Here is a 15094-nt window from a genome sequence, read left to right on the forward strand (position 1 = left end):
GGCACGTGACGGCGACCCGAGCTAACCCGGTGTGTGGACCGTGACCGAGGGGGTGTAGCAGGACTACAGTCGAAGACGTTCCAGCGTCAGCCCCGAAACATGTCCACGACCACCCGCGCCTTCCGCCTTCCCGCCGTCGCCGCTGCGGCGGCCCTGCTCGTCGCCTGCGGAGGCGGCGGCGGGGGAGGCGGCGACGAAACGCTGCCCAGCGTCGACACCAGCAGCGTCACCGCAGCCGACCCCGGCAGCACGCTGGACGCCGGCTGGCAGCGCCGCGGCATCGCCCAGATCTTCGTGCGCAGCTACCAGGACAGCGACGGCGACGGCAAGGGCGACCTGCAGGGTCTGATCTCCCGCCTGGACTACCTGAAGGCACTCGGCGTCGGCGGCATCTGGCTGATGCCGGTCACCGCCAGTCAGGACCAGGACCACGGCTATGCGGTGAAGGACTACCGCGGTGTCGAGAGCGACTACGGCACGCTGGCCGACCTGGACGCGCTGGTCGCCGCGGCGCACGCGCGCGGCCTGGGCGTCATCGTCGACTACGTGATCAACCACAGCGCCGCCCAGCACCCGGCCTTCCTGAACTCGCGCTCGGGCAGCAGCAACGCCTTCCGCGGCTGGTACGTCTGGCAGAGCTCGCACCCCAGCGGCTGGAGCATCTACGGCAGCGACCCCTGGCACGCCTACGACGGCAGCTGGTACTTCGGGCCGTTCTGGGACCAGATGCCCGACTACGACCTGAGCAACACGACGGTTGTCGCCTGGCACCACGACAACCTGCGCTTCTGGCTCAACCGCGGCGTCGACGGATTCCGCTTCGACGCCGTCGGCAACCTCGTCGAGAACGGTGCCTCGGCCTGGGAGAACCAGCCGCCCAACCACGTGCTGATGGCCGCGGTGCGCGACATGGTCGGCGGCTACGAAAACCGCTACATGGTCTGCGAAGGCCCGAGCGACCCCGTCGCCTACGCCGCGAGCTGCGGCAGCGCCTTCGCCTTCGGCCACCAGAGCGACCTGATCGCCGCGGCGCAGGGCGACACGACGGCGATCGCCGCCGTCGCCGCCTATCCGAGCACGGCCCCGGCCGGCGCGGCGACCTTCCTGTCCAACCACGACAGCTTCGCCGGCCAGCGGCCCTACGACCAGCTCGGCGGCAACGTCGCGCAGTACAAGCTGGCGGCCGCCACCTACCTGCTGCAGCCGGGCATCCCCTTCATCTACTACGGCGAGGAGATCGGCATGGCCGGAGCCTCCTCGCTGGACGGCGACCCGAAGCTGCGCACGCCGATGAGCTGGACGGCCGCCGGCGGCTTCACGAGCGGCACGCCGTACCGCGCCCGGTCGGCCAACGTCTCGGGCTACAACGTCGAGGCCGAGGCAGCCGACGCCGATTCGCTGCTCGCCATCTACAAGACGATGCTGGCGCTGCGCGGTTCGCGGCCGTCGATCTCGGCCGGCGACTACCGGCAGCCGCAGGCCAGCGGCACGCTGCTGAGCTTCCAGCGCACGCAGGGCGGCGAACGCACGCTGGTGGTGCTGAACTATGGCAGCACGATCGAGACCGCCGCCCTCACCGGACTGCCCGGCGGCACGACGCTGCGCAGCCTGTACCCGGCCGGCGGGGGCAACACGGTCGTCAGCAGCAGCGGCGAGGCCTCGGTGCTGATGCCGGCGCGTTCGCTGCGCGTCTTCGACGTGCGCTGAACGGCGGCAGCTGCGGCGGCCGGCGGGCGCCGGCGGCGCGCGTCAGCCCTCGCGCGTGCAATCGCGCTCTGGCCTTCGGCAGGCGCAGAACGCCTTCCGGCGTCCTGCGTCCAAGCTCAGCCCTCGCGCGTGCAATCGCGCTCGGGCCCTCGGCAGGCGCAGGGCGCCTGCCGGCGTCCTGCGTCCGGCTTCAGAGCTGCTGCAGAACCTCGTAGCGCTTCTGCCGGTACTCCTCGTCGGTGATGAGGCCGTTGTCGTGCAGGCGCTTCAGGGTGCGCAGGCGCTGTTCCTGCTCCTCGAAGAAGCCGGCGTCACGCGGGCGCTGCGGCGCAGGCGCGGCGGCCCCCGGAGCAGCGGGCACCGGAGCCGGAACCGCCGCGGGAGCCGCACCCGGTGCAGCCGCCGCCGCGGGCGCCGGGGCGGCCGGCGCCGCAGCCGGCGGCGGCGCGACCAGCACCGACACCCAGTCGGAGCGCAGCTTGCGGCCGTTGGGCGCGTCGATGCGCACGCCGGCGTCCACCGGCGCGGCGCGGCGGCCGGGTTCGAACGCGATGCGGACGCCGGTGGCGCGGAACTGGCCTTCGAACTGCGCCCACACCATGCCGACGATGAGCTGCAGGCCATCGGCCGTGCGGAAGACGCGCCCGGTCGTCACCGTGCGCGGCACCAGCGGGCCGAACCCGCCGTGGCGGCCGGTGACGGCAAAAGCGACGTCCTGGCCCGGCTGCGCCTGCGCCAGCGCCTTGGCCAGCGCCGGCACCAGCGTCTTCAGCTCGTCTTCGCTGAACAGCTCCTCGTCCTTGGCGGCGTTGCGCAGCGGCGACAGCGCGGCCCGCAGCTGCTCCGACGGCAGCACCGCCGGGTGCAGCGAGGGCGCGGCGCCGGGCTCTGCCCGCTCGATGCGCACGTACTCGTGCGTGTCGGCGTAGACCGTGGATACGACGCGATCGGCACTGCTGTCGCGCAGGAAACGCTCGGCGCGTCCGGTGGACGACTGCGCGAACGCGATCGAAGCGGCGCAGGCCAGCAAGGCCGCGCTGCACACCGGGCGCCAGGCGCCGGACGGAAACACACGCATCGACAAGCTCCTCATGGCAGGGACACGGCCAGTGTCGCATGCCCGCGCACGCAGCCGGCAGACTGCCGCCGCGGCGCCCGAGCCTGCCCAGCCGCCGTAACAATCCTACATCAGGCCGCAGGGTCTGCCGCTAAGTGCTTGATTCACAACGATTGACAAAGCCCGGCAATAGAGTAAACCCGGTTTCATCGAGGTACGCCGATGTATATTCTCTACATCGGCATGCGCCAGGAGCGCAGGGGTCGTGGTGGTCGAGCCCGATCCGGGGCGCGATTGGCGGAGGTGCGAAAGGTGGCAGACGTCCGGTTGACGAACGTGAACAAGGCTTTCGGCGAGACGAAAGTGCTTCACGACATCAATCTGGAGATCCACGACGGCGAGTTCATGGTCTTCGTCGGGCCTTCGGGCTGCGGCAAGTCCACGCTGCTGCGCGTGATCGCCGGGCTGGAAGACATCACGTCGGGCGAGTTGCGCATCGGCGGGCGCGTCGTCAACGACGTGCCGCCGGCCGAACGCGGCATCGCGATGGTCTTCCAGTCGTACGCGCTGTATCCGCACATGACGCTGTTCGACAACATGGCCTTCGGCCTGAAGCTGGCCAAGATGCCGAAGGACGAGATCGACAAGGCCGTGCATGGCGCGGCCAAGATCCTGAACATCGAGCACCTGCTGGACCGCAAGCCCAAGGCGTTGTCCGGCGGCCAGCGCCAGCGCGTGGCGATCGGCCGCGCGATCGTGCGCAAACCCGAGGTCTTCCTCTTCGACGAGCCGCTGTCCAACCTGGACGCCGCGCTGCGCGTGCGCATGCGCTACGAGTTCGCCAAGCTGCACGAGAGCCTGAAGACGACGATGGTCTACGTCACGCACGACCAGGTCGAGGCGATGACGCTGGCCAACCGCATCGTCGTGCTGTCCACCGGCAAGGTCGAGCAGGTCGGCGCGCCGCTGGAGCTCTACGAATACCCGGTGAACCTCTTCGTCGCCGGCTTCATCGGCTCGCCGAAGATGAACTTCATCACCGGCGAGATCGTCTCGGCGGACGCCAGCGGCGCCAGCGTGCGCCTGCCCTCCGGCGCCGTGCTGCGCGCCGAGGTCGACGCCGCCGCCGCGCGGCCGGGCGACAAGGTGACGCTGGGCGTGCGCCCCGAGCATTTCGTCGTCGGTGCGGAGCACAACACGATCGAGGTCGAGCTGACCTTCGTCGAGTCGCTGGGCAGCCAGACGCACGGCTACGTCAGCTGCGCCGGCGTCGACGAGGCGATGACCTGCGAGCTCGGCGGCGGCTCCACCGCGATCGCCGGCGACCGGCTGAAGCTGGGCATCCCGCCGTCGCACTGCCACCTGTTCGACGCCGAGGGCCGCGCCTTCCGGCGCCTGTACCGCCTGCCGCAGCGCGAGGCCGCCTGAGACGGCCCGCACCGCGACGCTTTCGTTCCCACACCGTCAAGACAACGACTGAGGAGCCTCCATGACGACAACCATCAAGCCGATCGCCACCGCAGCAGCCATCGTCGCGTCCTTCGCCTTTGCCGGCGCCGCCAGCGCGCAGGAAGCCGGCAAGCTGCTGGTCTGGATCAACGGCGACAAGGGCTACAACGGGCTGCAGAAGGTCGGCGACGCCTTCACCAAGGCCACCGGCGTGCCGGTCACCGTCGAGCACCCGGAGGACGCCCCGGGCAAGTTCCAGCAGGCCGCCGCCGCCGGCAAGGGCCCGGACGTCTTCTGCTGGCCGCACGACCGCATGGGCGAGTGGGCGAAGTCGGGCCTGATCGTGCCGATCAACCCGCCCAAGAAGGTGCGCGACGACATCGAGGACACCGCCTGGAAGGCCTTCGGCTACCAGGGCAAGACCTGGGGCTACCCGATCTCGGTCGAGGCCATCGGCCTGGTCTACAACAAGGCGCTGGTGAAGACGCCGCCGAAGAGCTTCGACGACGTGATCAAGCTCGACAAGGAGCTGTCGGCCAAGGGCAAGCACGCCATCCTCTGGGACTACAACAACACTTACTTCACCTGGCCGATCCTGGCCGCCGGCGGCGGCAGCGTCTTCGGCCGTGACGCCAAGGGCGAGTACGACCCGGCCAAGGTCGGCGTCAACTCCGCCGGCGCGGTCAAGGGTGCCGAGCTGCTGGCCTCGATGATCAAGAACGGCAACATGCCCAAGGGTTCGGGCTACGCCGAGATGGAAGCCGCGTTCAACAAGGGCGACGTGGCGATGATGATCACCGGCCCCTGGGCCTGGGACAACCTGCGCAAGAGCAAGATCGACTTCGGCGTCGCGCCGATCCCCGACGTCGCCGGCAAGCCCTCGCGCCCCTTCGTCGGCGTGCTCGGCTGCATGATCGCCGCGCCCAGCAAGAGCAAGGACGTGGCCAAGGAGTTCATCGAGAACACGCTGCTGAAGGTCGACTCGCTGAAGACGATCAACGCCGACGTGCCGCTGGGCACGCCGGCGAACAAGGCCTTCTTCAAGGAGCTGTCCAACGACCCGAACATCAAGGCGACGATGGAGAACGCGCGCCGCGGCGAGCCGATGCCCAACATCCCCGAGATGGGCCGCTTCTGGTCCTCGATGGCCTCGGCGCTGGAGAACATCACCAACGGCCGCCAGCCCCCGAAGGAAGCGCTCGACGCCGCCGCCGCGCGCATGCTCGGCAAGTAAGCCGGCACGGCCGGCCACCGGCGGGCGCCCGCACGCGCCCGCCCGGTGCCACACGCACGGGGCGGCCTGGCGCCGCCCCGGTTCGAGCGACGGCGCCCGCGAGGGAGGCGCCACGGGACGACGATGGGACGAACCGACTGGGGCCGACTGCTGAAGTGGCCGTTCACGACGGTCACGGCGCTGGCCTGCCTGTGGCTGGTGTTCCGCATCTACGCCAGCGGCCAGCCGCTGTGGGCGCTGGCGCTGCTCGGGCTGTTCGGGCTGGGTTTCTTCGTCTACCTGTCCAACGTCGCCTTCGCCTACCGCTACCTGTTCCCGGGGCTGGCCGGGATGCTGGTGTTCGTCGCCTTCCCGCTGCTGTACACGGTGCAGATCGGGTTCACGAACTACTCCTCGTCCAACCTGCTGAGCTACGAACGCGCCAGCGCCTACCTGCTGGAGCAGACGACACCGGGCGAGGGCCACGGCTGGGGCTTCTCGCTGCACCCCGACGGCGACCGCCTGCGCCTGGTGCTGGCCCCGGGCCAGGCCGACGAAGACGAAGAGCCCGAGACCCGCGTCACGCGCAGCCTCGTCACGCCGGCGCTGGCGCTGGGCGGCGCGCAGGAGGTCCGGCTCGAGCCGCTGGCCGCCTCGGGCTTCACGCCCGGCGAGCCGCTGCCGCTGGGCGCGGTGCTGAAGAACCGCCAGGCGCTCGCGGCGCTGAAGCTCGTGCTGCCCGACGGCAGCGCGCTGTCGTACGCCGGCGTGCGCGAGTTCGCGCCGCTGGTGCCGACCTTCACGCGCGAAGCCGACGGCGTTCTCAAGCAGACCGCCACCGGCGTGCTGTTCCGCGCCAACGGCGACACCGGCTTCTACGAGAACGAAGCCGGCGAACGCCTGCAGCCGGGCTTCAAGGTCGGCATCGGCCTGGGCAACTACCTGCGCATGGTCGAGGACCCGGACTTCCGCGGCCCGTTCATCCGCATCTTCGTCTGGACCGTCGTCTTCGCCGGGCTGACGGTGCTGTTCACGCTGGCCGTCGGCACGACGCTGGCGGTGCTGCTGAACTGGGAGGCGCTGCGATTCCGCACCGTCTACCGCACGCTGCTGTTCCTGCCCTACGCGGTGCCGGGCTTCATCTCGATCCTGGTGTTCAAGGGGCTGTTCAACCAGAACTTCGGCGAGATCAACCTGATCCTGAACGCGCTGTTCGGCATCAAACCGTCGTGGTTCGCCGACCCGTTCCTGGCCAAGGTGATGATCCTGCTGGTCAACACCTGGCTGGGCTACCCGTACATCATGGTGCTCTGCACCGGGCTCATCAAGGCGATCCCGGCCGACCTGTACGAGGCCTCGGCGATCTCCGGCGCCAAGCCGCTGACCAACTTCTGGAAGATCACGGCGCCGCTGATCGTCAAGCCGCTGACGCCGCTCCTGATCGCGTCCTTCGCGTTCAACTTCAACAACTTCGTGCTGATCGCGCTGCTCACCAACGGGCGGCCCGACTTCCTCAACACCAAGGTGCCGGCGGGCACGACCGACATCCTGGTGTCCTACACCTACCGCATCGCGTTCCAGGACTCGGGGCAGAACTTCGGGCTCGCCGCGGCGATCTCGACGATCATCTTCTTCCTCGTGGCGATGCTGTCGATGGCCAACCTGAAGCTGGCCAAGGTCAACGACGAACGGAAGTAGCGCATGGCCATCGTCACCGGCAAGTCGCAACGCTGGCGCCTGATCGGCGCGCACCTGTTCCTGATCACGCTGATCGCGGTGACGGTGTTCCCGCTGCTGGCGATCATCTCGATCTCGCTGCGCCCGGGCAACTTCGCGACCGGCTCGCTGATCCCCGAGACCATCAGCTTCGAGCATTGGAAGCTCGCGCTCGGCATCCCCTACGAAGCCGCCGACGGCAGCCTGGTGCAGCCGCCCTTCCCGGTGCTGCGCTGGCTGTGGAACTCGGTGAAGATCGCCGGCATCTCGGCCTTCCTGATCGTCGCGATCTCGACCACCGCGGCCTACGCCTTCGCGCGGCTGAAGTTCCGCTTCAAGACGCAGATCCTGAACTCGATGCTGCTCCTGCAGATGTTCCCGGCGGTGCTGGCGCTGGTGGCGATCTACGCGATCTTCGAGGCCATCGGCAGCTACGTGCCCTGGCTGGGCATCGAGACCCATGCCGGGCTGATCGTCGCCTACCTCGGCGGCGTGGCGATGCACATCTGGACCATCCGCGGCTACTTCGACACGATCCCCGTCGAGATCGAGGAATGCGCCAAGGTCGACGGCGCGACGCACTGGCAGGCCTTCCGCTATGTGCTGCTGCCGATGGCGGTGCCGATCCTGATGGTGGTCTTCGTGCTCGCCTTCATCGGCGCGGTGATCGAGTACCCGGTGGCGTCGATCCTGCTGCGCCAGGAGCACAACCTGACGCTGGCCGTCGGCTCCAAGTACTTCCTCTACGAGCAGCGCTACCTCTGGGGCGACTTCGCCGCCGCGGCGGTGCTGTCGGGCCTGCCGATCACGCTCGTCTTCCTGTTCGCCCAGAAGTGGATCGTCTCCGGCCTCACGGCCGGTGGCGTGAAGGGCTGACGCACCTCACCGGACTGCGCCGCATGATGTTCCGCCGCTCCTTCGCCGCGCTCGCGGCCGCGCTCGCCCTGTCGTCCGCCGGGGCCGCCGACGAACCAGTCGCGCGCCCCGGGCGCTTCGCCGACAACCCGATCGTCTACTTCGTCGTCACCGACCGCTTCGCCAACGGCAACCCGGCCAACGACGGCAGCTACGGCCGCACGCGCGAGGCCCGGCCGCAGGACGACATCGGCAGCTTCCACGGCGGCGACCTCGCCGGCATCACGCAGAAGCTGCGCGAAGGCTGGTTCCGCGAACTGGGCGTCAACGCGATCTGGGTCACCGCGCCCTACGAGCAGATCCACGGCTGGGTGGTCGGCGGCAGCAAGGAGTTCAAGCACTACGGCTACCACGGCTACTTCGCGCTCGACTACACGAAGCTCGACGCCAACATGGGCACGCCGGCCGAGCTGCGCGAGCTGGTGGCCACCGCGCACGCCCAGGGCATCCGCATCCTGTTCGACGTGGTGATGAACCACCCGGGTTACGGCGACATCCAGAGCCTGTCCGAGTACGTCACCGAACCCGAGACCGACAAGAAGCGCGGCATGCTCTGGAAGGGTTACGAGGCGGCGACGCTGCGCGACTACCACTCGTGGATCGACTACAACGACCCGGCCTGGCTGCAGTGGTGGGGGCCGGACTGGATCCGCTCCGGGCTGCGCGGCTACACCGAAGGCGGCAGCGACGACCTCACGAAGCAGCTCGCCTTCCTGCCCGACTTCAAGACCGAGCAGGGCAAGCCGGTGGGCCTGCCGCCGTTCCTGAAGAAGAAGGCCGACACCGAGGCCGTCGAGCTGCCCAACACCACGGTGCGCGGCTACCTCGTCGCCTGGCTGTCGCGCTGGGTGCGCGACTACGGCATCGACGGCTTCCGCGCCGACACCGTCAAACACGTCGAGTACCCCTCGTGGACGGCGCTGAAGGACGCGTCGACCCAGGCCCTGGCCGAGTGGAAGGCCGCCAACCCGAAGGCCGCGATCGACGACGCGCCGTTCTGGATGACCGGCGAGCACTGGGGCCAGGGCATCGAACGCACGCGCCACTACGACATCGGCTTCGACAACATGATCAACTTCGACTTCCAGCGCCGCGCCGAGGCGAAGGGGGCCGAGCTCGACAAGGTCTACGCCGAGTACGCCCGCACGCTGGCCGCGCCGGCGACGCACAACGTGCTCTCCTACCTCTCCTCGCACGACACGAAGCTCTTCGACCGCAAGGCGATCCTCGACGGCGCGACGGCGCTGATGCTGGCGCCCGGCGGCGTGCAGATCTACTACGGCGACGAGAGCGCACGCCCCGACGGCCCGGCGGCCTACGGCGACCCGCAGCAGTCGACACGCTCGGACATGAACTGGGCCAGCCTGGACAGCGCGGCGCTGTCGCACTGGCGCAAGCTGGGCCAGTTCCGCGCCCGCCACGTCGCCGTCGCGCGCGGCAAACACTGGCAGATCGCCGCCCAGCCCTACACCTTCGCCCGCGTGCTGGCCGAGGACCGCATCGTCGCGGCCGTCGGCGCCAGCGGCCGCGTGACGATCAGCGTCGCCGACGTCTTCGCCGACGGCACGCGCCTGCACGACGCCTACGGCGGCGGCCGCGCGACGGTGGCCGGCGGCAAGGTGACGCTGGACGCCGACACGCGCGGCGTCGTGCTGCTCGAAGCGCTGAAGTGAACCAAGGAGGCCGCGGGTGGGCGGCCCGTTCGAACCCCACCGAAGGAGCAAAGATGAAACGACTCGCCTGGATCGCCGCACTCGGTACCGCGGCCCTGCTTTCGGCCGGCCCGGCCGCCGCGCAGGACGCGGTCAAGGCCGCCGAGGTGCCCGCCGACACGATCTCGCTGCACTACTACCGCCCGGACGGCAGCTACGCCGGCTGGGGCGTGCACTTCTGGGAATCGTTCGAGAAGGTCAAGGACGGCCAGATCGTCGGCCCGCGCGACAAGGCCGACATGCCGATCATGGGCATCAGCTGGGGCAGCCCGATGAAGCCCACCGGCCAGGACGGCTTCGGCATGTACTGGCAGGTCAAGGCCAACGAGTTCCGCAACGGCAAGATCAACTACATCATCCACAAGGGCGACAACAAGGACTGCACCAAGGACTCGACCTGGATGCTGCCGCAAGGCCGCCAGGTGTTCATCAACGCGGGCGACTGCACGCCGTACTTCACGCTCGAAGAGGCGCTGAAGGCGCGCAAGTGAGCTGATGGCGACGCCCGGCACGGCAGCGGGCGCGAGACAACAAAAAGGCGCTCCGAGGAGCGCCTTTGTCGTGAAGCGACGATTCGCGGACAGGGGTGCCGGTCGCCCGGCGCCCCGTCAGCCGATCACCACCAGGACTCGATCTGGAAGCCGTAGGTCGTGCCGTTGGTATCCGAACCGAAGCGGCCCGTGCTGCCGCCGGCCACACCACCCCACTGGTCACGCGCGGCGTCGTTCCACTTCGCGTGCGTCACGTACAGGCGCAGCTCCGGACGCGCCCAGAAGCCACGGCCGGCCACCAGCGTCGGGGCGATCGTGAACTTCGTGAGGTTCATCGTCTTCAGGTTGTCGGGCTTGACGCGGTCGTAACCGAGTTCGGCCTGCAGCTTGAAGTAGTCGGTGATGTGCCAGACCGGGCGCACGCCGATCGAGGTCCACGAGTAGTTGTCCTTCGTGTCCTGGTGCATGACCTGGTACATGCCGCTGAACGACGGCGCGAACTCGACCACGCCCCAGTCCAGGATGCGCCAGGTCTTGTTGTCGTTGTCGGCTTCGTAGGACGGATAGCCGAGCACCAGGTTGCTCGCCGAGCCCCGGCCGTACTGGACGGCCAGCTTGTTGAAGCCGCCGAACATCGGGATCATGTGCTGGGCCTGCACGAAGCTGCCGTTCTCGGCCTTCGCGCCGTCGGTCGAGTCCGCGCGGTTGAGTTCGAACGAGAAGTCCAGCGCGCCGGCCGCGCCCAGGCTCAGGCCTTCGTAGCGGAAGTCGTGGCGGGTCATGCCACGGTCGCCATCGGTGTTGCGCAGCAGCGCGTACGAGAACTTGCCCGGGCCGGCCTGGATGTCCTCGATGCCGGCGCCGTAGCCCGAGGTGTCGTGGTAATAGAAGTCCGTCATGTGGACGTCTTCACGCTTGTAGTAGCGCTTGCCGGCCCAGACGCTGGCGCCATTGAGCATCGGCAGGCCCTTCACCCCGATCCAGTTCTGGCGCAGCGCCCAATCCCGGTTGTCGTCCTTCAGGCTCTCGTAGTCTTCCTGCTTCGAGTAATCACCCTTGTACGCGAACATCAGGTGGTAGTCGAACTTGACCCCGTCCTTGCCGTCGTACAGGTTCTGGTCGAGCTGGGCTTCGCCGTAGGTTTCGCACTCGTTGCCCAGGCGGTACTTGCTGTAGGCGCCCGGCAGCGAGAAGCAGGTCTGGTCACCACCACCGCTGGTGACGCCGGAACCACTGCGGATGTAGCCGTGGAACTCCAGCGCGCTCGCGCCGGTGCTGAACAACGCAGCCGCGGCGGCCGCCGCCAATGGAAGAAGTCGGGTGTGAAGGCGAGACATCATGAACTCCTCATTCGTGGTCTATTGGTGATGGGGACGGCGAGGGGAAGAATTCGGCGGGCGCCCGTCGTGCAAGCCCCGGCCCGAATCGCGACCGTCGTCCGGCGGTCGCGGCAGTGCCGTCACGCGCGGGGTCTCGCAGTCCCCCGGCCCGACGGGCGCTTGGCTGGCCACGGCGCGTGCTCATGCGGCATGGCCCTGTGACGTGGCGCGGCGGCGCCGCGCCTCGATGGCCGCGGCGGCGCCGTAGAGCGCGGCGTACGGCTCGACGATCAGCGCCGTCGGGATCGCCTCGAGGTAGGCCCGGAAACGCCCCTTGGCCTCGAAGCGCTCGCGAAAGCGCGACGCGAAGAAGAAGTCGGCAAAACGCGGCACGATGCCGCCGCCGATGAACAGGCCGCCGCGGGCGCCGAAGGTCAGCGCGACGTTGCCGGCAAAGCCGCCGAGCATTGCGCAGAAGGTGTCCAGCGTGGCGCTGCACAGCGCGTCCGAGCCGTCGGCTCCGCGCGTGCCGATCTCCTCGGCACCGAGTTCGCCCGCGGCCTCGCCACGCACCCGGGCGACCGCCCGGTACAGCGTCGGCAACCCGATGCCCGACAGCAGACGCTCCGCCGAGACATGGGCGAACTCGGCACGCACGAGGCGCAGGATCTCGGCCTCGAAGTCATCGCCCGGCGCCAGCGTCGCGTGACCGCCCTCGCCGGCGACCGCACGCCAGCCATGCGCCGTCTCGAGCAGCCCGCCGACACCCAGCCCGGTGCCCGGCCCGAGCACGGCCAGCGCGCCGCGTGCGGCGGGCAGCGCCCCATGCGCCCGCAGCTGCGACGGCCCCAGGCCCGGCAGCGACAGCGCCAGGGCCTCGAAGTCGTTGAGCATCAGCAGCCCGTCCAGGCCGAGCGCAGCCTCGCTCTCGGCACGCGAGAACGACCAGGCGCTGTTGGTCAGTTCGATGCAGTCCTGCCCCACCGGGGTCGCGACCGCGAACGCCGCCCAGCACGGCAGCTGCCCGGCACCACCGGCCTGCAGCTCGGCCAGGTAGGCGCGCACCGCCTCGACCGGGCCGGCGTAGTCGACACAGCGAACGCGCCGGATGTCGCGCGGCGCCGCGCCGGCCCCGTCGACGAGCGCGAAGCGGGCGTTGGTGCCCCCGATGTCGGCCACCAGCCAGGGCCGCTGCGCGGCGCTGTCGCCGAGGTTCACGACAATCCCTCCCCCGCCGCGCACGACGAAGGCCGGCCGACGCTCGTGGCGACGATCGGGTGATGGTTCACGGGAGCCCTCCTCGACTCGAACCCGGCGCCGGAATCGGCACCTCCGCGATGCTCGGCAAGACGCTTGCAAAGCATGGAAAAGGTAGCAAAACTACAAGTACGCGACAAGCCAATGTTGCATGTGGGCAACTGAGGACTTCCCCCGGATCCCGGGCACGCCGGGCACGGGTACTGCTTCTTCCTCCTTGAAGCCGACCCGCGGATGCCACATCGTGGTGCGGGCAGTCCAGGATACGGATCTGACGGGATCAGTAGTCCGGCTACATCGTCACGTGGGGCGCACCGTCAGGCGCCCCGAAGCTCGGAACCGTCCATGACGCCTTTCGAAACTCCGCATCTGCTCGCCGACATCGGCGGCAACTACGCCCGCTTCGCGGTCGAGGCCGCGCCCGGCGCGTTCGGCCACGTCGCCTCGATCCCCTGTGCCGCGCACCCGGACTTCCACTCCGCGGTGCGGGCCTACCTGAGTTCGCTGCCGGCCGCGCTGGCCGCGTCCATCGCCCACGCGGCGGTGGCGATCGCCAACCCGGTCGAAGGCGACCTGGTGCGCATGACGAACTACCACTGGCAGTTCTCGATCGAGCAGATGCGCGAGCGGCTGGGGCTGCAGACCCTGGTCGTCATCAACGACTTCACCGCACTCGCCATGGCGCTGCCGCGCCTGTCCGGCGGCCAGCGCCGCCAGGTCGGCCCGGGCCAGGCACGCGAGCGCAGCGTCATCGGCGTCATCGGCGCCGGCACCGGCCTGGGCGTCTCGGGGCTGATCCCGACCGGCGACGGTTATGTCGCGCTCGGCACCGAAGGCGGCCACGCCAGCTTCGCGCCGCGCGACGAGCGCGAGATCTCGATCCTGCGCTATGCCGCACGCCAGCACGAGCACGTCTCGTTCGAGCGCCTGCTGTCGGGCCCCGGCCTGGAGCTGATCTACCGCGCCGTCTCCGAAGGCCACGGCTGCGAGCCGCTGGCGGCCACCGAGATCACGCGCCGCGCGATCGACCGCGGCGACGCGCTGTGCCTGCAGGCCGTGGAAGCCTTCTGCTCGATCCTCGGCACCGCCGCCGGCAACCTGGCGGTGACGCTGGGCGCCTTCGGCGGCATCTACATCGGCGGGGCCATCGTGCCGCGCCTGGGCGAGTATTTCGAGCGCTCGCCGTTTCGCGCCCGCTTCGAGGACAAGGGCCGCTTCAGCGACTACGTGCGCACGATCCCGACCTTCGTCGTCACCGCCGACAACGCCACCTTCGCCGGCGCCTCGGCGATCCTCGCCGAGCAGCTGCGGCGCATGGACGCGCAGCAGGACACCGCCGTGCTCGGCCTGATCCGGCGCGTGCGCAACAAGCTCTCGCCGGCCGAGCGCCGCGTCGCCGACCACGTGCTCGCGCACCCGCGGCCGACGCTGTCGGACCCGATTGCCGAGATCGCACGTGCCGCCTCGGTCAGCCAGCCGACGGTGATCCGTTTCTGCCGCTCGCTCGGCTGCGAGGGCCTGTCGGACTTCAAGCTGCGCCTGGCCTCCAGCCTCACCGGCACCGTGCCGGTCTCGCACATCCAGGTCACCGGCGAGGACACGATGCTGGAACTCGGCGTCAAGGTGCTGGGCAACACCGCGTCGGCGATCCTGCAGGTGCGCGAGCAGTTGAACCGCGACGCGATCGACCGCGCGATCGACCTGCTGACCGCCGCCGAGCGCGTGGAGTTCTTCGCCGTCGGCCACTACGGCGTCGTCGCCGACGACGCGCAGCTGAAGTTCCTGCGTTTCGGCGTGCCGTCGATGTCGGTCACCGAACACCGGCTGCAGGTGCTGACGGCCAACGTGATGCGGCCGTCCGACGTCGCCGTCATCATCAGCAGCAGCGGCCAGGTCGACGACCTGCTGGCGGTGGCCGACAAGGCGCACCAGCGCGGCACGCCGGTGCTGGCGATCACCGCCAGCCAGTCGCCGCTGGCGAAGAAGGCCGACGTCGCGATCATCGTCGACCACCTCGAGGACCCGTCGACGCAGGTACCGATGATCAGCCGCATCCTGCACCTGCTGGTCATCGACATCCTGGCCGTCGGCGTGGCGATGCGCCGCGGCGCCGAGCGCGTGGCCGAACTGCCGCGCGAGGAGATCGCCGGCTTCGACGAAGCACCGCTGGAGACACCGCCGCCGGGCGCGCGCCGTGCCGGCCCGGGCATCAGCACCGCCGGCCCGCTGGCCCATCTGACCGCGCACAGCCGATAAAA

Annotated in this window: 11 protein-coding genes; 8 read left to right on the forward strand and 3 right to left on the reverse strand. The window is 69.5% G+C overall.

The annotated features are described in order from the left end of the window. Window positions 1-99 precede the first annotated feature (99 nt). The gene (locus EV684_RS21050; protein WP_132649313.1) at window positions 100-1707 is read left to right on the forward strand and encodes an alpha-amylase family glycosyl hydrolase; all 1608 of its coding nucleotides are present in this window, start codon (window positions 100-102) and stop codon (window positions 1705-1707) included. Window positions 1708-1897: 190 nt separating this feature from the next. Here the strand turns inward: EV684_RS21050 and EV684_RS21055 are convergent, their stop codons facing one another. Further along, window positions 1898-2785 (reverse strand): SHOCT domain-containing protein, encoded by an 888-nt coding sequence (locus EV684_RS21055; protein ID WP_132649314.1) that lies wholly within the window; start codon window positions 2783-2785, stop codon window positions 1898-1900. A gap of 291 nt (window positions 2786-3076) precedes the next feature. On the opposite strand from EV684_RS21055, the gene EV684_RS21060 reads away from it, so the two are divergent. The 6 genes from EV684_RS21060 to EV684_RS21085 all read left to right on the forward strand — a co-directional run bounded on the left by EV684_RS21060 (window position 3077) and on the right by EV684_RS21085 (window position 10260). Continuing rightward, window positions 3077-4192: an ABC transporter ATP-binding protein gene (locus EV684_RS21060; RefSeq protein WP_132649315.1), complete on the forward strand. Its 1116-nt coding sequence runs from the start codon at window positions 3077-3079 to the stop codon at window positions 4190-4192. Between the two features lie 61 nt (window positions 4193-4253). Continuing rightward, window positions 4254-5447, forward strand: coding sequence for a maltose/maltodextrin ABC transporter substrate-binding protein MalE (gene malE / locus EV684_RS21065; RefSeq protein WP_132649316.1), 1194 nt, complete (start codon window positions 4254-4256; stop codon window positions 5445-5447). Window positions 5448-5570: 123 nt separating this feature from the next. After that, the gene (malF, locus tag EV684_RS21070) at window positions 5571-7124 is read left to right on the forward strand and encodes a maltose ABC transporter permease MalF (RefSeq protein WP_132649317.1); all 1554 of its coding nucleotides are present in this window, start codon (window positions 5571-5573) and stop codon (window positions 7122-7124) included. 3 nt (window positions 7125-7127) lie between these two features. Continuing rightward, window positions 7128-8018, forward strand: coding sequence for a maltose ABC transporter permease MalG (gene malG / locus EV684_RS21075; protein WP_132649318.1), 891 nt, complete (start codon window positions 7128-7130; stop codon window positions 8016-8018). Window positions 8019-8041: 23 nt separating this feature from the next. Then, a complete protein-coding gene (locus EV684_RS21080) occupies window positions 8042-9730 on the forward strand; it encodes an alpha-amylase family glycosyl hydrolase (RefSeq protein ID WP_132649319.1) in 1689 nt (562 codons plus the stop codon). 53 nt (window positions 9731-9783) lie between these two features. Further along, window positions 9784-10260: a pullulanase-associated domain-containing protein gene (locus EV684_RS21085; RefSeq protein WP_132649320.1), complete on the forward strand. Its 477-nt coding sequence runs from the start codon at window positions 9784-9786 to the stop codon at window positions 10258-10260. Between the two features lie 125 nt (window positions 10261-10385). Here EV684_RS21085 and EV684_RS21090 read toward each other — a convergent pair whose 3' ends face one another. Next, on the reverse strand, window positions 10386-11597 hold the full coding sequence (locus tag EV684_RS21090; RefSeq protein ID WP_165908557.1) for a maltoporin: 1212 nt from the start codon (window positions 11595-11597) through the stop codon (window positions 10386-10388). 183 nt (window positions 11598-11780) lie between these two features. Continuing rightward, window positions 11781-12797: a glucokinase gene (glk, locus tag EV684_RS21095; protein ID WP_132649322.1), complete on the reverse strand. Its 1017-nt coding sequence runs from the start codon at window positions 12795-12797 to the stop codon at window positions 11781-11783. A gap of 384 nt (window positions 12798-13181) precedes the next feature. On the opposite strand from glk, the gene EV684_RS21100 reads away from it, so the two are divergent. Beyond that, window positions 13182-15092, forward strand: a complete 1911-nt coding sequence (locus EV684_RS21100; RefSeq protein ID WP_132649323.1) for a glucokinase — start codon at window positions 13182-13184, stop codon at window positions 15090-15092. Window positions 15093-15094: the final 2 nt, after the last annotated feature.

Source organism: Rubrivivax gelatinosus (assembly GCF_004340905.1).
In the GTDB taxonomy this organism is placed as follows: Bacteria; Pseudomonadota; Gammaproteobacteria; order Burkholderiales; family Burkholderiaceae_C; genus Rubrivivax; species Rubrivivax gelatinosus.